Origin of the sequence: Bradyrhizobium sp. LB14.3 (genome assembly GCF_040547985.1) — a bacterium.
In the GTDB taxonomy this organism is placed as follows: Bacteria; Pseudomonadota; Alphaproteobacteria; order Rhizobiales; family Xanthobacteraceae; genus Bradyrhizobium.
Genome location: NZ_JBEPQT010000016.1, coordinates 157,493 through 179,873 on the forward strand (window position 1 = coordinate 157,493; position 22,381 = coordinate 179,873).

Consider the following 22,381-nt stretch of genomic DNA (forward strand, 5'->3'; position numbering starts at 1 on the left):
CGCGATGCTGAAAGACGGATCTCACAAGACGGCGGCGATCCTCGCCGCCGTCGCGGTGCTCACGGTCGCGCTTGCGGCGACCGTTCGTGCCGCGGATGACGCAACCGGCAATCCCGTGCAGGCACAGATCGACCACGGCAAGTCGACCTATGCCGAAAAATGCTCGCACTGCCACGGCCCCAACATGATGAACCCCGGCACCATCACGCCGGACCTGCGCGCCTTCCCGAACGACAAGACGCGCTTCGTCACCACGGTGAAGAACGGCAAGAACAACAAGATGCCGCCCTGGGCTGACATCCTCAACGACGACGAGATCGGGGATCTCTGGGCTTTCATCTCGAGCCGGAGGAAGCCATGAAAACCTGGCTCGTCGCGTGGAGCGTTGCCGCGATGCTCGCGGCGACGGCCACGGCTGCGCATGCAGCCGACGATCCACTCAAGATCTGTCTGGACGAGGACCGGCCGCCGCTCTCGGTGCATCACAAGGGCAGGCCGGATTCCGGCTTCGACGTGCGGCTGGCGCAGGCGCTCGCCGACCGGCTCGGACGGCCTCTGACGATCCAATGGTTCGAGAGCAAGCTGGATGAGGATTCGAGCCCGCAGCTCGAGGCCAATGCGCTGCTGTCCGACGGGCGCTGCTCGCTGGTCGGCGGCTACGCGCTGACGACGGATTCGCTCGTCAAGCCCGGCATGAAGACGGCACGCTTACCGGATTTTGCCGGCGCCACCCGTGACGACCGGCGCCGCCGGGTCGCGCTCGGCGTGCTCGCACCGAGCCAGCCCTATGTTTACTCGCCGATGACGGTTGTGCTCGGGCCGAAGGCGCAGGGCCGCAAGATCGGCGATATCGGCGACCTCTCAGGCCTTCGCCTCGTCATCGAGAGTGGCTCGCTGGGCGATGCCGTCCTGATGACCTTCGACAAGGGGCGCCTGATCGACAACATCACCCATCTCGTCCCCGGTCGCGACGATCTCCTCGGCGCGCTCGCTCGTGGCGACTACGACGCGACGCTGATCGACCTCGGCCGTTTCGACGCCCATCGCGCCGCGCATCCCGACACGGCGATCACGGCGTCCGACTATTACTATCCGATCGGCGCCAACCGCGGCTATGTCGGGCTCGCCGGCGATCCCGCACTGATCGACGTCGTCAACACGGCGCTGAGCGGGCTTGCTGCCGAGGGCAAGATCGCCGAATTCGGCAGGCAGGCAGGGCTGACCTATCTGCCGCCGCGAGAGCCTGCAATCCTCGGCGACGTCTGGATGAAGATCATCCAGCGGTGAGATGACATGCGACCACACTGGATCGCCCGCCTTCGCGGGCGGCCTGGAGCCGGCCTGAACCTCGAGGCGAGGTACCTTCGCCGACATCCGACCAAAGCCTAGTGTCGGAAACGCATCTTCGCGCTATGATTGTGTCACGCTGGCGGAAGATCTCCCCGGCGCTGACGAGAAAGGCCGATCCCATGACACCGGATGGCGTCACACCGGATGGCGTCGCCATAGCCGTCATGATCATTCTGCTCTTTCCGATGGGCTATTTCACGCTGGCTTCGCCCGCCTTCCTGCTGGTAAAGCTGGATATCGAGCCCGTCGCTCAGCTTTTGCGCGGAATGTTCAATGCCCATTTTCTGGTGATGCGCGTTGCCGGAATCATCGGAACGGTCGCTTTCCTGCTCGACGGTCGTTTGCTCGCTGCGATGGGCGTTGGCTTGGTTACAGCCCTGGCGATCTACGGACGCCGCGGCTTCATGCGGCGGATCGACGACCAGCTCAGCGCGCGAGACGCCGGCGATACCGAAGCCCCACGCCGATTACGCCGGTTACATTGGAGCGGGATGCTGGGCAACGCGGTGCTGCTCGCCGCTCTCGTGGCCGGTATCCCCTACGTCGCCCTATCGGCGTGAGAGACATCGCGGACGTGTGACGGTCATTTGCTGTCGGCGACCGCCGAGCTTGGCGTTCGCCTAATGCTCGTCCGCGGCAACGGCGCCCTGTTGCGCCTTGTGGATCGAGGACGGCACTACGCCGAAATATTTCCGGAACACGCGGCTGAAATGCGATGAGCTGGAGAAGCCCCAGGAGAACGCGACATCGGTGATGGTCTTGCCGGCATGGGTCTCGAGCTCCTGGCGGCAATTCTGAAGACGCGCCTGCCAGATGTAGTCGCTCACCGTGGTGCCGCGCTCGGAGAACAACATGTGCAGATAGCGCTTGGAGCAGCCGAGCTCGGCGGAGATCTGGTCGATGCACAGATCCGGATCGCGCAAATGCTCACGAATGAAGAACTGCGCGCGCACATACGTCGCTTCGGGCCCGACGCGATCGAGCATCGTGTCCGCCTCGCGCAGCGGCAGCAGCAAAAGGTCGATCAGCGAATCGGCGACGCCGACCGCACTGTTCGCCGACAGCTTGGCCGCCTCGTCGAAGGTCGCATGGACGAAATCATGGGCGATCCGCCCCGTCCCCGTGCGTGACGTCAATTTGCAGGCGGGCATTCGCTGCGACGGGAATCCGCGGTCGCGCAGCAGCGCCTTCGGCACGATCACCACGTCGTGGCGCGTGAAAGCGGGGCTGATGATCGAATGCGGACAGGAGACGTCATAGGCGATGATGTCGCCCGGGTTCAGCTCGATGTGGCGGCCATCCTGCTCGAAATATGACACACCGTAAGTCTGGAAGTGGATCTTGATGTACGGGTGCTCATTGGCCTTGGCGCGCGCCAGCGTGTGCGCGATGCGATGCTGGCTGACCTCGATCTGGCAGAGCTTCAAGCGCGAGACGGAGGTGTAGTCGATGCGGCCTTCGAGCGAGGACGCCTCCAGCGGATCGACGTCGAAATGCCCACACAGGCTCGTCAGCCCATCGATCCAGCTCTGGATCTGCCGCTTCGGCGTCATTCCCGTCGTCGAGAGCGTGTGTATTGTGTCGGACATTAATCCAGCCACTGGTTTGATCCGGAGATTCGATACGAATCGCAACCAGCGCTGCCGGAGCCCTCAGCCATGATTGCGTGACGTTTACCTCGATTTGAGCGATCTTCTAGAACGAGCGCCATCGTTCCATTGTCACCCTTGAAAGTTAATCCTCCGCCTTAGTCGCAGCGCCGTCAAGGGGAACCTGAGCGTTGAAGACGGCCCCAAAGCAATGCGGAAGCTGCTGAATTCGCTACTGCAAAATCAAAATCTTCGTGTCCGTGCGCTGTGAAGCAAACCAGCTTCTCTCTTGGGCAAGTTTCCCGATTACGAAGTCGTTACGAATTGCGGCAGGAACAACAAGAACGGGCCGTTCTGCACGTGGACCCGTGACTCTCATCAGGAGGAGGTAACACCACCGCATCGTTTCTGGTCCCAATCGTGACCGCCCTGCACGAGCAGACGCCGGACGAAAAGCCCGGTGATTAAGTGATGCTTCGGAAACAATAAACGAGACCAATGGAGGAATGACTATGCGCAAGGTACTACTGGCGGCCTATCTTGGCTCCGCGGCGGCTCTCGCCGTCGGCAGCGCGTCGGCCAACGATGAAGTGCTCAAGATGTCGCAGAACCCGAAAGACTGGGTGATGCCGACGGGCGACTACGCCAATACCCGCTATTCCAAACTGAACCAGATCAACGCACAAAACGTAGGCAAGCTCCAGGTCGCCTGGACCTTCTCGACCGGCGTGCTGCGCGGCCACGAAGGCGGCCCGCTGATCATCGGCAACATGATGTACGTCCACACGCCGTTCCCGAACAAGGTCTATGCTATTGACCTTTCCAACGAGAACAAGATCGTCTGGAAGTACGAGCCGAAGCAGGACCCGAATGTCATCCCGGTGATGTGCTGCGATACGGTCAACCGCGGCTTGGCCTTTGGCGACGGCAAGATCTTCCTGCATCAGGCCGACACCACGCTCGTCGCACTCGACGCCAAGAGCGGTCAGGTGGCATGGACCGCGAAGAATGGCGACGCCAGCAAGGGCGAGACCGGCACTTCGGCTCCAATGGTCGTCAAGGACAAGGTGCTGATCGGTATCTCTGGCGGCGAGTTCGGCGTTCAGGCCCACATGTCCGCCTACGACATCAAGACCGGCAAGCTGGCATGGCGTGGATACTCGGAAGGACCGGATGATCAGCTTCTGGTCGACCCCGAGAAGACCACCGCGCTCGGCAAGCCGATCGGCAAGGACTCCAGCCTCAAGACCTGGCAAGGCGATCAGTGGAAGATCGGTGGCGGTGCGACCTGGGGCTGGATCTCCTACGATCCCGCGCTGAACCTCGTCTATTACGGCTCCGGCAATCCCTCGACCTGGAATCCGAAGCAGCGTCCCGGCGACAACAAATGGTCGATGACGATCTGGGCGCGCAACCCGGATACGGGCGTTGCCAAATGGGTCTATCAGATGACGCCCCACGACGAGTGGGACTATGACGGCGTCAACGAGATGATCCTCTCGGACCAGACGATCAACGGAGCGCCGCGCAAGCTGCTGACGCACTTCGATCGCAACGGCCTCGGCTACACGCTCGATCGTGTCAACGGTGAGCTTCTGGTCGCCGAAAAGTACGATCCGAAGGTGAACTGGACCTCCGGCGTCGACATGGACAAGAACTCGCCGACCTATGGCCGTCCGAAGGTGCTCGACACAGCTTCGACCGACAAGGCCGGCGAGGACCACAACGTGAAGGGCATCTGCCCGGCCGCGCTCGGCACCAAGGACGAGCAGCCGGCAGCCTACTCGCCGGACACGCAGCTGTTCTACGTTCCGACCAACCACGTCTGCATGGACTACGAACCGTTCAAGGTGAGCTACACCGCGGGCCAGCCCTATGTGGGTGCGACGCTCTCGATGTATCCGCCGCAGGGTGAAACCCATATGGGTAACTTCATCGCCTGGGACGGCAAGACCGGCAAGATCGTCTGGTCGAACAAGGAGCAGTTCTCGGTCTGGTCGGGTGCACTCGCAACCGCGGGCAACGTGGTGTTCTACGGAACGCTCGAAGGCTACCTGAAGGCAGTCGATGCCAAGACCGGCAAGGAGCTCTACAAGTTCAAGACTCCCTCCGGTATCATCGGCAACGTCACCACCTACGAGAACGGCGGCAAGCAGTATATCGCAGTCCTCTCCGGCGTGGGTGGCTGGGCCGGTATCGGTCTGGCGGCGGGTCTGACCGATCCGACCGCAGGTCTCGGCGCAGTCGGTGGCTACGCGGCGCTCAGCAGCTACACGGCACTCGGCGGTACGCTGACCGTGTTCTCGCTGCCCAACTAGGCCTCTCAGCATCGCTCCGGCGCGTGGATCTACTCCACGCGCCGGCTCGTCTCACAGAATGCCTTCCGAGGAAAATCTCTTGCGTAAAATCTGCTCTGCCATCGCTGCGATGTTTTTGATTGCGTCCGGGGGAATTGCCGTCGCGGACGGCTCAGGTGATCCGACCGCCGTCAAGCAGAACGAAACCGGCGAATGGTCCGACAAGGAAGGCAACCCAACCTACAAGATCACGGAGGGCTCTGTGGACTGGTACACCTATTCCGGGTACCGCCGCTATCACTCGGACTGCCATGTGTGTCACGGCCCGGATGGAATGGGCTCGACCTACGCCCCGGCGCTGAAGGATTCGCTGAAGACGATGAGCTACGCGGATTTTCTCGGCGTCGTCGCCTCCGGCCGCAAGAACATCTCGACTGCCCAGGAGAACGTGATGCCGGCCTTCGGCGATAACCCGAACGTCGCCTGCTACATGGACGATCTCTACGTCTATCTGCGCGCCCGCTCCAACGAGGCCTGGGGCCGCACCCGACCCGGCAAGCACGAGGACAAGAACGACGCCTATACCAAGAACGAAGATTCGTGCATGGGCAACAAGAAGTGAACGTGCGGAGCCCGACCAGGACCTGGTTCCTGGCGCCCTGCTAGAATTTGAGGAGTTTACGATGAAGACACGTGCCGCCGTCGCTTTCGAAGCCAAGAAGCCGCTCGAGATAGTGGAGGTCGATCTGGAAGGACCGAAGGTCGGCGAAGTCCTGGTCGAGATCAAGGCGACGGGCATCTGCCACACCGACGCCTACACGCTCGACGGCTTCGACAGCGAAGGAATCTTCCCGTCGATCCTGGGCCATGAGGGCGCCGGCATCATTCGCGAGATCGGTCCTGGCGTGACCTCGGTGAAGCCGGGCGACCACGTCATCCCGCTCTACACGCCGGAATGCCGGCAGTGCAAAAGCTGCCTCAGCCAGAAGACCAATCTCTGCACCGCGATCCGCGCGACGCAGGGCAAGGGCGTGATGCCGGACGGCACCAGCCGCTTCTCCTACAAGAGCAAGCCGATCTACCACTACATGGGCTGCTCGACCTTTTCGAACTTCACCGTGCTGCCGGAGATCGCGGTCGCCAAGATTCGCGAGGACGCGCCGTTCGACAAGAGCTGCTACATCGGCTGCGGCGTCACCACCGGCGTCGGCGCCGTCGTCAATACCGCCAAGGTCGAGCCGGGCTCCAACGTCGTGGTGTTCGGCCTCGGCGGCATCGGCCTCAACGTGATCCAGGGCGCCAAGATGGCCGGCGCCGACAAGATCATCGGCGTCGACATCAACGACTCCAAGGAGGAATGGGGCCGGCGGTTCGGCATGACCGATTTCGTCAATCCCAAGAAGATCACCGGCGACATCGTCCCGCATCTCGTGACCCTGACCGACGGCGGCGCCGACTACACCTTCGACTGCACCGGCAACACCACGGTGATGCGCCAGGCGCTGGAAGCCTGCCATCGCGGCTGGGGCACCTCGATCATCATCGGCGTTGCCGAATCCGGCAAGGAGATCGCCACTCGCCCGTTCCAGCTCGTCACCGGGCGCAACTGGCGGGGCACCGCCTTCGGCGGCGCGCGCGGCCGCACCGACGTGCCGAAGATCGTCGACTGGTACATGAACGGAAAGATCCAGATCGACCCGATGATCACCCACACGCTCAAGCTCGAAGACATCAACAAAGGCTTCGAGCTGATGCATGAGGGCAAATCCATCCGTTCAGTCGTCGTGTTCTAGTTCGAAAAGCGTCACCCCCAAGGAGGATCGACCCATGACTGTTGCACTCCATCCCTCGATCGATAACGGCCTCAAACAGGGCAGCGGCAGCTTTGCCGGCGGCACGCTCGTATGCAAATGCAAGGACCATCAGGTCAAGGTCGCCGTCAAGGGCGACGTCGCGCACAACCACGCCTGTGGCTGCACCAAGTGCTGGAAGCCGCAGGGCGCGAATTTCTCCGTCGTCGCCGTGGTGCCGCGCCAGAACGTCAGCGTGATCGAGAACGGCGACAAGCTCCAGATCGTCGACCCCTCTGCGGTGATCCAGCGCCATGCCTGCAAGGCCTGCGGCACCCACATGTACGGCCGCATCGAGAACAAGGGCCACCCGTTCTACGGCCTCGACTTCATTCACCCCGAACTGTTCCAGGAACAGGGTTCGCAGGCGCCGCAATTCGCCGCCTTCGTCTCCTCGGTGATCGAATCGGGCGTGAAGCCGGAGGAAATGCCCGGTATTCGTTCGCGGCTGAAGGAAATCGGCCTCGAGCCCTATGACTGCCTGTCGCCGGCTCTGATGGACGCGATCGCGACCCACGTGGCGAAGGCCAAAGCCGCCTGAGCCAGGCCGCCTGACGTTTGCCCGTCCGCTCGCTGGTTCTCGCCAGCGAGCGGACGGGTCCGGCCCCAGGACCAATCGCGGCGATGCCCCCGCTTCTCCACTCTGCGTATACGAGGGCCATCAGGTCCCTCAGTCCTGGTTTCTGAATGACTGCGCAGGGCCGCCGGCTTCCTGCTTGAAGTCCGCAGCGCTTGCGTTTCTCCCTCCCTCGACTGAGGCATCCTGCTTCGTCCGCACAGTTCTTCTGGCGGACGAAGCTTTTTTCATTGTGCCCGTTTCGGGAGGCGCGCTGTGTGATGCAGCGCCCTGCTTTTGACAAACCTTCGTTGCAATCTTTTCCCGTCGATAACAGCTGACTAGAGAACAGCTGACTAGAGAACACTTGGCTGTGAACGCCGGACCGAGGCGATCTCTGCTACGATTGCGTCGTCACGATGCCGCGCGAAATTCAATAATCAAGAACAAGACGGAGGTATCGAGCACATCCGGACATGACACTCGCATTCCTGCTTCCTGCCGGGATCTGCCCGCGCCGGATGACGGCCGGAACGCGACGACACGACGCAGCAGGCATTGCGCCGACCGACGTCGGGACAATTTGAAATCGGCAAGCTTATGAAGAGCGAGGGACGATCATGATCAAGGTGAAGATCAACGGCCAGGAACAGAGCTGGGACGGCGACCCGGATCTTCCGCTACTCTGGTTCCTGCGCGACGAGGCCGGGCTGACCGGCACCAAGTTCGGCTGTGGCCAGGCCCTTTGCGGCGCCTGCACCGTCATCGTCGACAAGGAAGCCGTGCGCTCCTGCATCACATCGATCAACGACGTCGCCGGCCGCGAGGTCACGACGATCGAGGGACTGCATCCGAACGGCGATCACGCGGTGCAGAAGGCCTGGCGCCAGGTCAACGTACCCCAATGCGGCTTCTGCCAGGCGGGCCAGATCATGCAGGCGGCGGCGCTACTGATGGACAACCCAAAGCCGTCGCACGACCAGATCCGCGAAGCGATGGCCGGCAACATCTGCCGCTGCGGCTGCTACCAGCGCATTGAGAACGCGGTCCATCTCGCATCGACGGGAGTGTGACATGAATTTCATCGACAATCCGGGGAAGCTTCGTGGCTTCGAAAAGAACATCAAGGTCGAGAAAGTCTCGCGCCGTAGCATCCTGAAAGGGCTCGGCATCACCGGCGGCTTCGTGCTCGCTGCCCCCGTGATGTCGCGCCAGGCGTTCGCCTATGAGACCGGCGCCGGCAAAATGCCGCATGGCGTCGTGGTGGACCCGCGCGTGTTCGTCGCGGTCGCGCCCGACGGCACCGTCACCATCCTCGCCCACCGCGCCGAGATGGGTACCGGCGTGCGCACCAGTCTGCCGCTGATCGTAGCGGAAGAAATGGAAGCTGACTGGTCGCGAGTCAAAGTGCAGCAGGCTCACGGCGACGAGGTCAAGTTCGGCAACCAGGACACCGACGGCTCGCGCAGCACGCGGCATTATCTGATGCCGATGCGCCAGATCGGCGCCTCCGCCCGCACCATGCTGGAACAGGCCGCGGCCAAGCGCTGGGGCGTGCCGGCGACCGAGGTCAAGGCCGTCAATCACGAGGTCGTCCACAGCGCGACGAGCCGCAAGCTCGGCTTCGGCGAGCTCGCAGCCGATGCCGCCAAGGAATCGGTGCCGAGTATCGAAGGCCTCAAGCTGAAGAACCCCAAGGACTTCCGCTATCTCGGCAAGGGCCAGGTCGGCATCGTCGATCTCCACGACATCACCACCGGCAAGGCGCGTTACGGCGCCGACGTGCGGCTGCCTGGCATGAAGTATGCCGTGATCGCGCGCCCGCCGGTAACAGGCGGCAAGCTGGTCTCGTTCGATCCGGACGCGGCGCTGAAGGTCCCCGGCGTCGAGAAGGTGATGCAGGTGCGCGGTTGGCCGTGGCCGTCGAAATTCCAGCCGCTCGGCGGCGTTGCCGTGATCGCGCGCAACACCGGCGCGGCGATCAAGGGCCGCGACGCACTTAAGCTCACCTGGGATGACGGTGCCAACGGCAAATACGACTCCGTCGCCTACCGCAAGGAGCTCGAGGAAGCCTCACGCAAACCGGGCCTCGTCGTGCGCCAGGAAGGCGACGCCGATGCTGCCCTGAAGGGTGCCGACAAGATCATCGTCGGCGAATATTATCTGCCGCATCTCGCCCATGTCAGCATGGAACCGCCGGTGGCGGTCGCCGACGTCAAGGGCGACAAGGCGGAGATCTGGGCACCGGTGCAGAGCCCGGGCGGCACACGCGAGGACGTCGCCAAGACGCTCGGCATCCCCGAGGGCAATGTCACGGTCAACGTCACCCTGCTCGGCGGCGGTTTCGGCCGCAAGTCGAAGTGCGACTTTGCGCTCGAGGCCGCGCTGCTGTCGAAGGAGCTCGGCGCGCCCGTGAAGGTGCAATGGACGCGCGAGGACGACGTCCGCCACGACTTCCTGCACACGGTCTCCGTGGAACGGATCGAAGCGGGCCTCGACAAGAGCGGCAAGGTGATCGCCTGGCGCCACCGCAGCGTGGCTCCCAGCATCGCCTCGACCTTCGCCGCCGGTGCAAATCACGAGGCGCCCTTCGAGCTCGGCATGGGCCTCGTCGATATGCCGTTCGAGATCGCCAACATCTCTTGCGAGAACCCGGAAGCCGCGGCGTTCACCCGCATCGGCTGGTTCCGCTCGGTCTCGAACATCCCGCGCGCCTTCGCGGTACAGTCGATGGTCGGCGAGATCGCGCATGCGACCGGCCGCGACCAGAAGGAGACGCTGCTGGCGCTGATCGGCAGCCCGCGCATCGTCAAGCCGGCCGTGAAGGACATGTGGAACTACGGCGAACCCTTCGACAGCTACCCGATCGACACCGCGCGCCTGCGCAAGGTGGTCGAGCTGGTCGCCGAGAAGGGAGAATGGGGCCGCGCGGTCGCCAAGGGCCACGGTCTCGGCATCGCCGTACACCGCAGCTTCGTCAGCTATATCGCGACCATCGTCGAGGTCGCCGTCGACGACAAGGGCAAGCTGACGGTGCCGCGGGTCGACACCGCGATCGATTGCGGCACCTATGTCAACCCCGAGCGCATCGCCTCGCAGATCGAGGGCGCGGCGATCATGGGGCTGAGCCTCGCCAAATACGGCGAGATCAGCTTCAAGGACGGCAAGGTGGAGCAAAAGAACTTTGACGACTTCCAGGTCCTCAGGATGGATGAATCCCCGCTGGTGACCAACGTCTACATCGTGCCGCCCGGACCCGACACGCCACCGAGCGGAGTCGGCGAGCCCGGTGTCCCGCCGTTCGCGCCGGCGCTGATGAACGCCATCTTCGCCGCGACCGGAAAGCGCATCCGCAACCTTCCGCTCGGCAAGCAATTGGAGGCGTGAGAGCTTGGTCCGGAAAAGTGGACACCGGTTTTCCGAACAGACCATGCTCAATCAGGAAAGAGCGCGATAGAAGTCTATCGCGCTCGGGAACACAAAGCGGCTTCGCGCCGTTTCCATCGATCTGACAGGAGCAGATCGATGACCCATATTTCAAAGGCGCTCGCAGTTTCGCTGTCGAGCGCCTTTCTTTTGACGACCACAGGCGTGTTCGCCCAGAACAACACGGCACCGCCAACCACGGCCACGCGCCCCAGCACGCCGGACCAGAACTCCCTGCCCAACGCCAATGCCCCGCCGCCCTCGACCACCCAGACCACCGGGCAGCACAATCCGGATCCCAAGGTTCAGGAGATGAACCGGAAGGAAAAGGGCAAGGTAGAGCGCGAGGGGAAGTAGCGATCTGGCGTCGCGTGCGACCGCATCGTCATGCCCGGGCTTGTCCAGGCTTGTCTAGGCCATGACGACTTCGTGGCGCGGGCAGCAATCCCATCCCGTCACGCAAAATGCGGCGGACGCTGCCGTCCGCCGCATTTGCCCCCTGACACTCCGCTTCTTTCGATCCGCCAGCGGAGCTTACTTCTTCAGCGCGAACACCCAGATGACGCCGCCCTGCGGTACGTTGGCTTCGATGCCGATATTGTTGGTCACGAGTGCATCCTGGATGCGCTGCGCATCCACGCCCCATCCCGACTGGATCGCGATGTATTGCGTGCCGTCGATCTCATAGGACACCGGCATGCCCATGATGCCGGAGTTGGTCTTCTGCTCCCACAGCAGCTCGCCACTCTTGGCGTTGAAGGCGCGGAAGTTGCGGTCGTTGGTGCCGCCCACGAAGACGAGATCGCCTGCGGTCGCCGTCACCGATCCGAACAGCTGCGACTTGGGGAAGTTGTGTTGCCACATCTTCTTGCCCGTAACGGGATCCCAAGCCTGGAGCTCGCCGAAATGATCGGCGCCAGGCTTCGTCTTCAGGCCGATGTCCTCCGGTTTGGTGCCGAGCCAGAGTTCGCCGGGCTTGAGCGGAACCTTCTCGCCGGTGAACCCGCCGCAGAAATTCTCGTTGGCGGGCACGTAGACGAGGCCGGTCTTCTGGCTGTAGGCCGCCGACGGCCAATCCTTGCCGCCCCACAGCGACGGACAGAACTCCACGCGCTTGCCGACCATCGGCTTGTGCGCGGGATCGAGGATCGGCCTGCCGCTCTCGGCATCGATGCCCTTCCAGACGTCGGTGGAGACGAACGGCCAGCCGGCGATGTAGTTGATCTTGGTGGGCGTGCGCTCGAGTATCCAGAAGATCGCATCGCGTCCCGGATGGACCAGGCTCTTGATGGTGCGGCCGTCGCGTTGCAGGTCGATCAACATCGGCGCTTCGACCTCGTCCCAATCCCAGGAATCGTTCTGGTGATACTGGTGATAGGTTTTGATCTTGCCGGTGTTCGGATCGAGCGCGAGCACCGAGGAGGTATAGAGATTGTCGCCGGGATGCATCTCGCCGGGCCACGGCGCGGCGTTGCCGACGCCCCAATAGATCGTCTTGGTGTCCTTGTCGTAATTGCCGGTCATCCAGGCCGAGCCGCCGCCGTTCTTCCAGTCCTCGCCCTGCCAGGTGTCGTGGCCGGGCTCGCCTTCGCCGGGAATGGTATAGGTCCGCCACAGCTCCTTGCCGTCCTTGGCATCATAGGCGGCGACGTAGCCGCGCACGCCGAACTCGCCGCCGGAGCCGCCGACGATGACCTTGCCGTCGACGACCAGCGGCATCAGGGTCATGTACTGGCCCTTCTTGTAGTCCTGCACCTTGGTGTCCCACACCACCTTGCCGGTCTTGGCGTCGAGCGCGACGACATGATCGTCGGTGGTGGCGAGATAGAGCTTGTCCTCCCAGAGGCCGACGCCGCGGCTGGTCGGATGCAACTGGAACAGATCGTCGGGGAGCTGCCGCTTGTAGCGCCAATATTCGTCGCCGGTCTTGGCGTTCAGCGCGATCACCTGCCCCATCGGGGTCGCCACGAACATCACGCCGTTGTTGACGATCGGCGGCGCCTCGTGGCCTTCGACGACGCCGGTCGCGAAGGTCCAGACCGGGGTGAGGTTCTTCACATTCGAGGTGTTGATCTGGTCGAGCGGGCTGTAGCCCTGCCCGTCATAAGTCCGCCGGTAGAGCATCCAGTTGGCGGGCTCCGGGTTTTCCAATCGCTGCGCGGTGACCGGCGCGTAGTTCTCGACCGGGCCTGATACGGCGGCGGTCGAGGCAAGACACGTGAAGGCGACGAAGCCGGACAGTAACCATTGCTTCCTGGTCATGGACGTTCCCCTTTTTCATCCGTTTGAATTCTTATTTTGAATTGTTGTTTTGAATTCTTGTCGTCCGCCCATCGGCGGATGCGGCCTCTCGTGACGCGGGTACGACCCGCACCGTCCATCATCCTGGCTGCACGCCACCTACCTTTCCCATGAAGTTTCCGGCTACGCTGAGCGAACCGTCAGCGAGCGCCAGCGGCAGCGCCGCGAGCCGTCGCGGCGCTGGCCCGAACACGACTTGCGCGCCCGCGCGAGGATCGTATTCGGAGTTGTGGCACATGCACTTGAACACCTCCTTGTCGCCGACATCGCTCTTCACCCAGGCAGTGACGGGACAGCCGGCATGCGAGCAGATTGCCGAATAGGCGATGATGCCGTCGACGGCGCGTGCTTTCGTCTGCTCGTCGAGCTCGGCGGGATCGAGCCGGATGATCAGGATCTCGTTGAGGCGCGAAGCGCTGCGCACGACCGACGTCTTTGGGTCTTTCGGCCAGGCTTGCACCGGCGGTCCGCCGACCGACAGATCGGCCGCGGTAATGAGCTTCCCTTCCCGATCGCCTTCCGAGAAGACGAGCACATCGCCCTTCTGCGGCCGCTCATCCGAGCCGGGCGGATCCTCTCCTGCTTGCACCTGCGAGGCACAGCCAAGGCAAGCAGTGGTGGCGAGAGCACCGAGCAAAAGCGTTCGCCGCGTCTGCTCGATGCCCGCGTCGACGTCAGGCTCCGCGACATTCTCGGAGGATGAGGAATGGGTGATGAACGATGCGCTGGACATGCAATTAGGAGGCGCTGGAACTCTGCCGAAAACAAGGCGAAGGATTGGCGCCGCAATGCATCAATATGGCTTTGCTCGCTTTGATTGAGCAAGAATGAAAGCAATCGAACGGGTTTCGCAATTTCAACGTCACATCGCGCGCATCGCATGATGATTTTGCAGACCAGCCCGATGATATCGGAATTGGTGCACCGCCCTACCCGTCGCGCACGCAAAGGCGAACACGGTCGCTGTACGTCTGCAGGCAGACCGATCGTCCTTAGGACCTGAGCACGTGACGCGGCGCGGCAATCCGACCCGCCAAGGTGGCCGACGCCATCTCAAAGCTGTCGGCGATGCGGCGCGCCTTGTCGATGAACAGCGCGGCCGCCGCGGGCGGACAGACTTCGTGCGCGGTCGGTTCGAACAAATCCAGCCAGCGGTCGAAATGATCGCCGGCCAGGCTCAGCGGCATATGCGCCCGCATCGGAGAGCCGTGGTAGCGGCCACTCATCAGAACGACCGATGACCAGAAGTCCCTGAGATTGGCGAGATGCTCGTCCCAATTCCGCACCCTCGCGAACACGGGGCCCAGCAGTGCATCCTCGCGCACGCGTCCGTAGAAGCGGGTGACGAGTTCCCCGATCATCTCTTCGGTGATCCCCGTGCGCTTGATCGCGTCCTGGGTCAGCAGGTTCCGCCGCTCGGCCGCAGCCTCGCGCTCGGCCTTCAATCGATCCGACATGTCCTTTGTTATCCGTTCCGTTGTTCCCGCAGGCCGCCCGTTCGACATTGTGAGCTCAATTGCGCGCGGCGTCTTTGTCGCAGCGCAAATTGCGGGGTCTGGCGGCGAGCACCAATTGCCCGCCGCCTGCGCCATTGTCAGGCGCTGTAGGTGTAAAAGCCCTGCCCGGTCTTGCGGCCGAGATGGCCGGCATCGACCATTTCCTTGAGCAAGGGGGCCGGACGGTATTTGGGGTCGTTGAAGCCTTTGTAAAAGACCTCCATCACCGACAACATGATGTCGAGCCCGACGAGATCGGCGAGCGCCAGCGGCCCGATCGGGTGGTTGCAGCCGAGCTTCATGCCGGCATCGATCTCTTCCGCCGTCGCAATCCCTTCCTGGAGCGCGAAGATCGCTTCGTTGATCATCGGGCACAGGATGCGGTTGACGGCGAAGCCGGGGCTGTTCTTGGCGGTGATCGCCACCTTGCCGATGCGCTTGGCGAAATCGAGCGCTTTGGCGTGGGTGTCGTCGGAGGTCTGCAAGCCGCGGATGAGCTCCAGCAGCGCCATTACCGGTACCGGATTGAAGAAGTGCATGCCGATGAATCGGTCGGGGCGGTCGGTCGCCGCGGCGAGCTTCGTGATCGAGATCGAGGAGGTGTTGGTCGCGAGCAACGTGCGCGGCGACAGCGTCGCGCAGAGGTCCTTCAGGATCTTGACCTTGAGCTCCTCGTTCTCGGTCGCGGCCTCGATGACGAGGTCGCAATCGACGAGCTTCGCGCGGTCGGTGGTGCCGGTGATGCGCTTGAGCGTCGCGTCGCGATCGCCCGCCGACATCTTCTCCTTCTTGACCAGCCGCTCGAGGCTGCCGCCGACGGTCGAAATCCCGCGGTTCACCGCCGCATCGGAAATATCGACCATCACGACCGAAAGCCCGGCCGCGGCACAAATCTGCGCGATGCCGTTCCCCATGGTCCCTGCCCCGATAATTCCAACGGTTTGGATCATTGCCTCAAATCCTTCATCCTTACGGACGTGCCATACCGGCACCGCCCCATTGTTCCTGCATCAGGGTCTAGCACCGCCACCGGGCGGGTGCGACCTGATCCTGCCCTTCCTTAAAGTATCCAACGCGGGAATAAAGTCGCCATTCGGCCGCGAAACGGCATGATTTGGCGGCCTCCTGGCCTGTTAGGCTCGAGCTATCTGCGGTTTCCTCCCCCAAGAGCGCCGAGGGTCCGGGAGGACCGTGCCCGAGGCGGGGAGCGCCTCAATCGAGGCGAAGCACCTTGCCCGGATTCATGATGTTCTTGGGATCGAGCGCCCGCTTGATCGTGCGCATGATGTCGAGCTCGGTCCGGGAGCGATAGTACTGGAGCTCGTCGAGCTTCTCGATGCCGATGCCGTGTTCCGCCGAGATCGAGCCGCCCATGGAGGTGACGAGGTCGTTGACGGCCCGTGAGATCGCCGCGGAATACTGCTTGAGCGTAGCGCGGTCCATGCCCTTCGGACCCATGAAGGAGAAGTGCAAATTGCCGTCTCCGATGTGACCGAGCGGGTAGGGGCGGATCGTCGGCAGGATTGCGCGTACGGCCTCGAGACCGCTGTCGATGAACTCTGGAATCCTGGAGATGGCGACCGACACGTCGTAGCTCAAGCCCGGCCCTTCGGTACGAGATGCCTCGGCCACGCTCTCGCGAATGCGCCACATGTTGCGCGACTGCGTTTCGGTTTGCGCGATCACCGCATCCAGCACCCGGCCCGCCTCGAGCTGGTCGGCCAAAAACTGCTCCATCTTGTCCGACATGCCCGTGCCGCCGTCTTGCCGGGGCCGGGCCGACGACCATTCGAGAAGGAGATACCACTCGGTCTCCGCCTTGAGAGGATCCTGGGTCCCGGGAACGTGGCGCAGTACCATATCGGTGCACGCTCGGCTGATGAGTTCGCAGGAGCCGACATTGTCATCGGAAGCGGCATGCGCCTCCGACAGGAGGTCGATGGCTGCCTTGGCATCGCGGATCGCAAGCCATGCCGTGCACACGTCTTTCGGCGCCGGCCAAAGCTTCAGCACCGCCTTGGTGATGATACCGAGTGTCCCTTCGGCGCCCATGAACAGGTGCTTGAGGTCATAGCCGGTGTTGTCCTTCTTGAGTGCGCGCAGGCCGTCCCAGAGATCGCCGTTAGCCAGCACGATCTCGAGACCCAACACCAGATTTCGCGCATTGCCATAACGCAGCACCTGCACGCCGCCGGCATTGGTGGACAGATTGCCTCCGATCATGCACGAGCCCTGAGCACCCAGGCTGAGCGGAAAGAGGCGGTCGTGCCGCGCGGCCGTGTCCTGAAGCGTCTGGAGGATGCAGCCCGCCTCCACGGTCATGGCGTAGCCGACGGGATCGACATTCAGCACCCGGTTCATGCGACCGAGCGACAGCACGATGCCGCGGTGCATAGGCCATGGCGTGGCACCGCCCATCAGACCGGTGTTGCCACCCTGCGGCACGATGGCAATGCCGTTGTCGTAGCAGAGCTTGACGACAGCGGAGACTTCCGCGGTGCTGGCCGGACGCACGACCGCCGCGGCCTGCCCCGCCAGTTCGCCGCGCCAGTCGGTCACGAAGGGCCGCTTGTCTTGCTCGTCCAGGATCAGGCCTTTGTCGCCCACGATTGCCCGCAAGCGGTCGAGAATAGCTGACGTCACGGGCGCGGTCGGAATCGAGGGAGCGGTGGGAAGGGCTGCACCCGGCATGTGTTCCTCTCTTTGCGGCTGTTCTGCGCCTTGCGCGCACCGGCCTTCGTTCTTGTTTTCTATTCTGGGCGGTTTCGCGATGACCCTAGCACAGGGGTCGCGCGGGCGGGAACGCCTCCGGCCGTGAGGCTGGTGCGGATTTGCCTGGAATGCCGAATGCAAGCGCACTTCCGCGGAGGTCCCCCATACCCTACTGTGCCGCGATCAAATTCGGATTGGAGATCATGAGCCGTTTCTGGAGTCCGGTCGTCCACACGCTTTCGCCCTACGTCCCCGGCGAGCAGCCGAAGCAGGACGGCATCGTCAAGCTCAATACCAACGAGAATCCCTACCCGCCCTCGCCACGCGTGCTGGCGGCCGTCGCATCGGCTGCGGAGCGGCTGCGCCTTTATCCCGATCCGGGTGCGACGCGCCTGCGCGAGGCGATCGCGGCGCATTGCGATGTGAGGCCCGAGGAAGTGTTCGTCGGCAACGGCTCCGACGAGGTTCTGGCCCACACCTTCCAGGCTCTTCTGAAGCACAATATGCCGCTTCTGTTTCCCGACGTCACCTACAGCTTCTATCCCGTCTATTGCGGCCTCTATGGAATAACGCACGACGAGGTGCCGCTCGATGCCGCGATGAGAATCGATATCTCCGACTACAGGCGACCATCGAGCGCCATCCTTCTCTGCAATCCGAACGCCCCGACCGGCATCGCCCTTCAGCGCGACGCAATCGCATCGCTGCTTGCCGAACAACCGGACCGGCTGGTGGTGGTGGACGAGGCCTATGTCGATTTCGGTGCCGAGAGCGCCGTGCCGCTGGTTGCACGCCACGACAATCTGCTGGTCATCCAGACCTTCTCGAAGTCGCGCTCGCTCGCTGGCCTGCGGGTTGGTTTTGCCATCGGCCAACGACCGCTGATCGAAGCGCTGGAACGCGTGAAGGACAGCTTCAACTCCTATCCCGTCGATTGCCTCGCTATCGCGGGCGCCGTCGCCGCGATCGAGGACGACGGCTGGTTCCGCAAGACCCGCGCCCGTATCATCGCAAACCGCGAAACGCTGGCCCGCGAGCTTGGACAACTCGGCTTCGAGGTGTTGCCGTCGCTCGCAAACTTCGTTTTCGCGCGCCATCGAAGCCGGAGCGGAACGGCTCTTGCGGCAGCGCTTCGCCAGCGTGGCGTTCTGGTCCGGCATTTCGGAAAGCCGCGCATCGAGGACTTCCTGCGCATCACGGTCGGGACGGAGGCCGAATGCGGCCGGCTTGTTGAGGTGCTGCGCGGCTTGATCTGATCCATGCACCAATCACGCTGGGGCCGAAGGCGGACTTCGTGCCATGCCGCCCCGCGCCTTTGATTTCCAGTTAAATTCGGTTTCCAAACCACTCCCCGCGAGTATTCTGTGATTGGCATATTCGCAAGGAATTATCCGTGAAGCACCTCCGCAGTCCCGAAATCGACGCACTCATGATATTGTGGCGGGCGCCGAAGCTCAGGCACGGATGAACGACTTCGCGCGATCCATCGGCGCCGCATTCACGCTGATCGGCGAGGCCGACGCAGAGCTTCTGGGCATCGTCGGACTGTCGGTGCGCGTCAGCTTGACCGCCAGCATCGTCGCGCTTCTGATCGGGGCGCCGTTCGGGGCCCTGCTTGCGATCACCCGGTTCCGCGGGCGGCAGGTCATCATCGTCCTGACCAATGCGTTGCTTGGTCTTCCGCCGGTCGTGGTCGGGCTCGCGCTCTATCTTCTGCTGTCGCGCTCCGGCCCGCTCGGGGCGGCCGGCCTGTTGTTCACGCCGGCGGCGATGGTGATCGCGCAGGCGCTGCTCGCAACACCGATCGTCGTCGCACTGGTGCACCGGCCGGCGAGCCTGCTGTGGGCGGAGTATGGCGACCTGGCGCGAATCGACGGGCTGTCGGTGCTGCGCAGCATCGGCTTGCTGTTCGCGCTGGGCCGGACCTCGCTGCTGACGGCCTTTCTCGCAGCCTTCGGGCGCGCGATCGCCGAGGTCGGCGCCATCATCATCGTCGGCGGCAACATCCGCGGCTTCACACGCACGATGACGACTGCGATCGCGCTGGAGACCAGCAAGGGCGACCTGTCGCTGGCGCTCGGGCTCGGGCTGATCCTGCTCGCGCTCAGCGTCGCAGTATCAACCGTCGCCTTCCTGCTAGTGGGACGCGTTGGGGAAAAATAGCTGCTCGCCACCGACCTTGTAGCCGGCGATGGCCTCCTGCCCCCCAGGAGAGATCAGCCAGTCGATGAAGGCTTGCCCGGCCTGCGCCTTCACGTTCGAATGCTTTGCCGGATTCACCAGCATGACGCCGTACTGGTTGAACAGCCGCTTGTCGCCTTCGGTCAGGACGGCAAGCTCGCCCCGGTTCTTGAATGACAACCAGGTGCCGCGGTCAGACAGGAGATAGGCATTCGACGACGACGCCATGTTCAGGGCCGGCCCCATGCCCTGGCCGATCTCGCGATACCAGCCGTCCTTGCCGGCACCGAGGTCGACGCCCGCCTCCTTCCACAGCCGCAGCTCGGCCGCGTGCGTGCCGGACTTGTCGCCGCGCGAGATGAACGGCGCCTTCGCGGCCGCGATCTTGCGCAGCGCCTCGGCCACGTCCTTGCCGCCGGCGATCTTCGCGGGATCGCTCTTCGGCCCGACAATGACGAAGTCGTTGTACATGACGTCGAAGCGCTTCACGCCCTGCCCTTCGGACATGAACTTGTCTTCGGCAGGCCTGTCATGGACGAACACGACGTCTGCATCGCCGCGCCGCCCGATGTCGAGCGCCTGGCCCGTTCCGACGGCAACCACCTTCACATCGATGCCGTCGGCCTTCGAGAACAGCGGCAGCAAATAGCCGAACAGCCCCGACTGTTCCGTCGACGTCGTCGAGGCCACAGTGATGGTGCGGTCCTGCGCGAATGCGATCGTGGACCAGAGCAAAACCGCTCCAAAGGTCATTATCCTCTTCATGCCTCGTCCTTACACCAGAAGCCGGATGTTCCAAACTCTACCGTCGATAGGGCCGTGCAGGGGAACACCGACATTTCGTCAACGCGCGTTGGTGCGATCCTCGCGACGCTGCCAATTGGGAACGTCCGCCCCGCGCGCAGGTTGTCCCGAAGGCAAACCCAGGAGGACAACCAGATGAAGAAGTTCATTTTGGCATCCGCGTGCATCATGTTGCTGGCGACCGGCGGCGCCTTTGCGCAAACACAACCCGCCCCAAGCCCATCCGGCAAGGGCGACGTCGGCCCCTCGTCGCGGGGCCCCGCGACCAAGGGCATGACGACCGGCGCGTCGTCGAACATGCAGAACGAGGCCAGCGACAGCAAGGGCAAGCAGACCCCTTCGGCCGGCGGCAGCAACACCAATAACATGGGCAGCCAGGCCGGCGGCGGCGCGGGCTCCGGAAAATAGGCCGGCATCGATCGGAAATCTGGAGAGGGGCGATCGTCCCCTCTCCAAAAGTCTTCGTGCAGCCAAAGCTTGTCGTCGCCGATGGTATGCGCGAAGGTCACGGTGCGAAGGAAGCGTATTGGGGGGCTGCACTGAGGTTACAGTCACGCGGGCGAAATCACCGCCTGCGCGCGATGAGCGCGTGGATGTTCTGCAATTGGTCCCACTTACATTGACATCAGTGTGATGGCCGGGGCAGTTTTTTACATTGCTGGCGAATCAGCGATTGCCTCACGCCGAGTACCTCTTGGACAACTCCCAGTGCTTTCGAGACTGATATCGTTGCTGCGCCGCATCCCCGCGGTGAAATGGGCGTTCACGAAGCTTCGGCCGTTGCCTCACGGCGGCAGCATCGACGTCGCGCCTGATAGCGCAGACGCTTCGCCCGCCCTTGTTGCCGAAATTGCAGAAGCCGCTCCGCCTCTTGAGACCAGCATCAGCGCGGAACCGTCGCGCTGCGACGCCGCGGTCGCGGCTCCGGCCACCGAAGACGACACTGCTATCTCTGTCATCGCGGATAGCCCGTCGGCAGCGGCAACCGATGTCGGCGGCAGCGACGATTCATCCCGGGAGACGCCGACGCAGGTCGAGCCGATCGTCGGGCAAGAGGCTTCTCTCTGGCCGGTCGAGATCGAGAGCGAGCCGGTTGATGCGGCTGACCTCATCAGCAACGATCCGCTCGCGGAAATCTCGACGGGCGTCGACTTCGTCATCGCGGAGGAGGCTCCGGTCTCGTCTGTCGACGCCGCGATGGAGATCGCACCGGTCCCCGCAAGCGATCCGGCTCCGGCTGCAGCGATCGCCGCGGACGAGTTTGCCGTCCCCACACCGAGCGTCGTCGCGGACGTCGCGCCGGAGCTGGCCCTGGAGGCTCCCGCTCTGGAGATCACCAGCGCGCCGAAGACTCGTGCAAAAATCGCAGAACCCGCCGACCGCGCCGCGCTGATCCGGCAGCGCTGGGCGGAGACCGGGATCAGGATGTGGAATCCGCGGCTTCACGGCGCCGGCGATGCCACACTGAACATCCAGGGGAGCGTCGGGCTGTTGCCGCCCGCGCCCGGCGAGACGATGCCGCGCTACGACAAGCTGGAATTCAGGATGCTCGGCGGACAGATCGCCTGCGAGGGCGTGATTGTCGAAGCACCCGCGCATGCAAGCCAGCGCAGTTTTACGCGGCTCGCCGAGCCCGGGAAACCCGACCGGGTCCGCGAACCGATGCGGGAACGCCGGGCAGCTCTCGCCTGACCCTTACCTCTCTGCGACGACGCGCCCATATGCTAGGGTCTGTTGGGATTCATCTGGAGTTTATCGCGGCCGCGGCCAGATAGATCATTGAAGTGAAGCTCTGGTCGGTCTTGTCGGCGCGCATTGC

At 63.4% G+C, this 22,381-nt stretch carries 21 protein-coding genes; 14 read left to right on the forward strand and 7 right to left on the reverse strand.

Annotated features, from left to right (window positions below):
• Positions 1 to 4: 4 nt before the first annotated feature.
• From ABIB00_RS26155 to ABIB00_RS26165, 3 genes are all read left to right on the forward strand, one after another.
• Entirely contained in the window at positions 5 to 361 is a 357-nt protein-coding gene (locus tag ABIB00_RS26155) for a c-type cytochrome (RefSeq protein ID WP_247349582.1), read from the forward strand.
• Positions 358 to 1,287: a substrate-binding periplasmic protein gene (locus ABIB00_RS26160; protein WP_354106347.1), complete on the forward strand. Its 930-nt coding sequence runs from the start codon at positions 358 to 360 to the stop codon at positions 1,285 to 1,287. Before ABIB00_RS26155 ends, ABIB00_RS26160 begins: the two co-directional genes overlap by 4 nt.
• Before the next feature lie 182 nt (positions 1,288 to 1,469).
• The gene (locus ABIB00_RS26165) at positions 1,470 to 1,910 is read left to right on the forward strand and encodes a hypothetical protein (protein WP_354106348.1); all 441 of its coding nucleotides are present in this window, start codon (positions 1,470 to 1,472) and stop codon (positions 1,908 to 1,910) included.
• Between the two features lie 60 nt (positions 1,911 to 1,970).
• On the opposite strand, the gene ABIB00_RS26170 is transcribed toward ABIB00_RS26165, so the two are convergent.
• Positions 1,971 to 2,939, reverse strand: coding sequence for a helix-turn-helix domain-containing protein (locus ABIB00_RS26170; protein ID WP_247349589.1), 969 nt, complete (start codon positions 2,937 to 2,939; stop codon positions 1,971 to 1,973).
• A gap of 512 nt (positions 2,940 to 3,451) precedes the next feature.
• On the opposite strand from ABIB00_RS26170, the gene xoxF5 reads away from it, so the two are divergent.
• The 7 genes from xoxF5 to ABIB00_RS26205 all read left to right on the forward strand — a co-directional run bounded on the left by xoxF5 (position 3,452) and on the right by ABIB00_RS26205 (position 11,425).
• Positions 3,452 to 5,257 carry a lanthanide-dependent methanol dehydrogenase XoxF5 gene (gene xoxF5, locus ABIB00_RS26175; protein ID WP_247349590.1) on the forward strand — a complete coding sequence of 602 codons (1,806 nt, stop codon included), beginning with the start codon at positions 3,452 to 3,454 and terminating at the stop codon, positions 5,255 to 5,257.
• A gap of 109 nt (positions 5,258 to 5,366) precedes the next feature.
• Entirely contained in the window at positions 5,367 to 5,858 is a 492-nt protein-coding gene (locus tag ABIB00_RS26180; RefSeq protein ID WP_247349663.1) for a c-type cytochrome, methanol metabolism-related, read from the forward strand.
• Between the two features lie 61 nt (positions 5,859 to 5,919).
• On the forward strand, positions 5,920 to 7,029 hold the full coding sequence (locus tag ABIB00_RS26185) for an S-(hydroxymethyl)glutathione dehydrogenase/class III alcohol dehydrogenase (RefSeq protein WP_354106349.1): 1,110 nt from the start codon (positions 5,920 to 5,922) through the stop codon (positions 7,027 to 7,029).
• Between the two features lie 34 nt (positions 7,030 to 7,063).
• Positions 7,064 to 7,627, forward strand: coding sequence for an S-(hydroxymethyl)glutathione synthase (gene gfa / locus ABIB00_RS26190; protein WP_247443913.1), 564 nt, complete (start codon positions 7,064 to 7,066; stop codon positions 7,625 to 7,627).
• Between the two features lie 635 nt (positions 7,628 to 8,262).
• The gene (locus tag ABIB00_RS26195; protein WP_247443914.1) at positions 8,263 to 8,715 is read left to right on the forward strand and encodes a (2Fe-2S)-binding protein; all 453 of its coding nucleotides are present in this window, start codon (positions 8,263 to 8,265) and stop codon (positions 8,713 to 8,715) included.
• 1 nt (position 8,716) lies between these two features.
• On the forward strand, positions 8,717 to 11,029 hold the full coding sequence (locus tag ABIB00_RS26200) for a xanthine dehydrogenase family protein molybdopterin-binding subunit (protein ID WP_354045278.1): 2,313 nt from the start codon (positions 8,717 to 8,719) through the stop codon (positions 11,027 to 11,029).
• Between the two features lie 138 nt (positions 11,030 to 11,167).
• Positions 11,168 to 11,425, forward strand: a complete 258-nt coding sequence (locus ABIB00_RS26205) for a hypothetical protein (RefSeq protein WP_354106350.1) — start codon at positions 11,168 to 11,170, stop codon at positions 11,423 to 11,425.
• Positions 11,426 to 11,602: 177 nt separating this feature from the next.
• On the opposite strand, the gene ABIB00_RS26210 is transcribed toward ABIB00_RS26205, so the two are convergent.
• The 5 genes from ABIB00_RS26210 to ABIB00_RS26230 all read right to left on the reverse strand — a co-directional run bounded on the left by ABIB00_RS26210 (position 11,603) and on the right by ABIB00_RS26230 (position 17,556).
• Positions 11,603 to 13,330 (reverse strand): methanol/ethanol family PQQ-dependent dehydrogenase, encoded by a 1,728-nt coding sequence (locus ABIB00_RS26210; RefSeq protein ID WP_354045281.1) that lies wholly within the window; start codon positions 13,328 to 13,330, stop codon positions 11,603 to 11,605.
• Between the two features lie 118 nt (positions 13,331 to 13,448).
• Complete coding sequence (locus tag ABIB00_RS26215; protein ID WP_247349597.1) at positions 13,449 to 14,102, reverse strand: QcrA and Rieske domain-containing protein; 654 nt, start codon at positions 14,100 to 14,102, stop codon at positions 13,449 to 13,451.
• Between the two features lie 259 nt (positions 14,103 to 14,361).
• Positions 14,362 to 14,826, reverse strand: a complete 465-nt coding sequence (locus tag ABIB00_RS26220) for a group III truncated hemoglobin (RefSeq protein WP_247349598.1) — start codon at positions 14,824 to 14,826, stop codon at positions 14,362 to 14,364.
• Between the two features lie 137 nt (positions 14,827 to 14,963).
• On the reverse strand, positions 14,964 to 15,815 hold the full coding sequence (locus ABIB00_RS26225; RefSeq protein WP_354106351.1) for a 3-hydroxybutyryl-CoA dehydrogenase: 852 nt from the start codon (positions 15,813 to 15,815) through the stop codon (positions 14,964 to 14,966).
• A gap of 262 nt (positions 15,816 to 16,077) precedes the next feature.
• A complete protein-coding gene (locus ABIB00_RS26230) occupies positions 16,078 to 17,556 on the reverse strand; it encodes an FAD-binding oxidoreductase (protein WP_354106352.1) in 1,479 nt (492 codons plus the stop codon).
• Between the two features lie 224 nt (positions 17,557 to 17,780).
• On the opposite strand from ABIB00_RS26230, the gene hisC reads away from it, so the two are divergent.
• Both hisC and ABIB00_RS26240 read left to right on the forward strand, forming a co-directional pair.
• Positions 17,781 to 18,833: a histidinol-phosphate transaminase gene (gene hisC, locus ABIB00_RS26235; RefSeq protein WP_354106353.1), complete on the forward strand. Its 1,053-nt coding sequence runs from the start codon at positions 17,781 to 17,783 to the stop codon at positions 18,831 to 18,833.
• A 208-nt stretch (positions 18,834 to 19,041) separates the two neighbouring features.
• Complete coding sequence (locus ABIB00_RS26240) at positions 19,042 to 19,740, forward strand: ABC transporter permease (RefSeq protein ID WP_247349664.1); 699 nt, start codon at positions 19,042 to 19,044, stop codon at positions 19,738 to 19,740.
• Here the strand turns inward: ABIB00_RS26240 and ABIB00_RS26245 are convergent.
• Positions 19,714 to 20,523: an ABC transporter substrate-binding protein gene (locus ABIB00_RS26245; RefSeq protein WP_354106354.1), complete on the reverse strand. Its 810-nt coding sequence runs from the start codon at positions 20,521 to 20,523 to the stop codon at positions 19,714 to 19,716. The genes ABIB00_RS26240 and ABIB00_RS26245 overlap by 27 nt on opposite strands.
• 174 nt (positions 20,524 to 20,697) lie before the next feature.
• On the opposite strand from ABIB00_RS26245, the gene ABIB00_RS26250 reads away from it, so the two are divergent.
• Both ABIB00_RS26250 and ABIB00_RS26255 read left to right on the forward strand, forming a co-directional pair.
• The gene (locus ABIB00_RS26250) at positions 20,698 to 20,970 is read left to right on the forward strand and encodes a hypothetical protein (protein WP_354106355.1); all 273 of its coding nucleotides are present in this window, start codon (positions 20,698 to 20,700) and stop codon (positions 20,968 to 20,970) included.
• 300 nt (positions 20,971 to 21,270) lie between these two features.
• On the forward strand, positions 21,271 to 22,254 hold the full coding sequence (locus tag ABIB00_RS26255; RefSeq protein WP_354106356.1) for a hypothetical protein: 984 nt from the start codon (positions 21,271 to 21,273) through the stop codon (positions 22,252 to 22,254).
• Positions 22,255 to 22,381 lie beyond the last annotated feature (127 nt).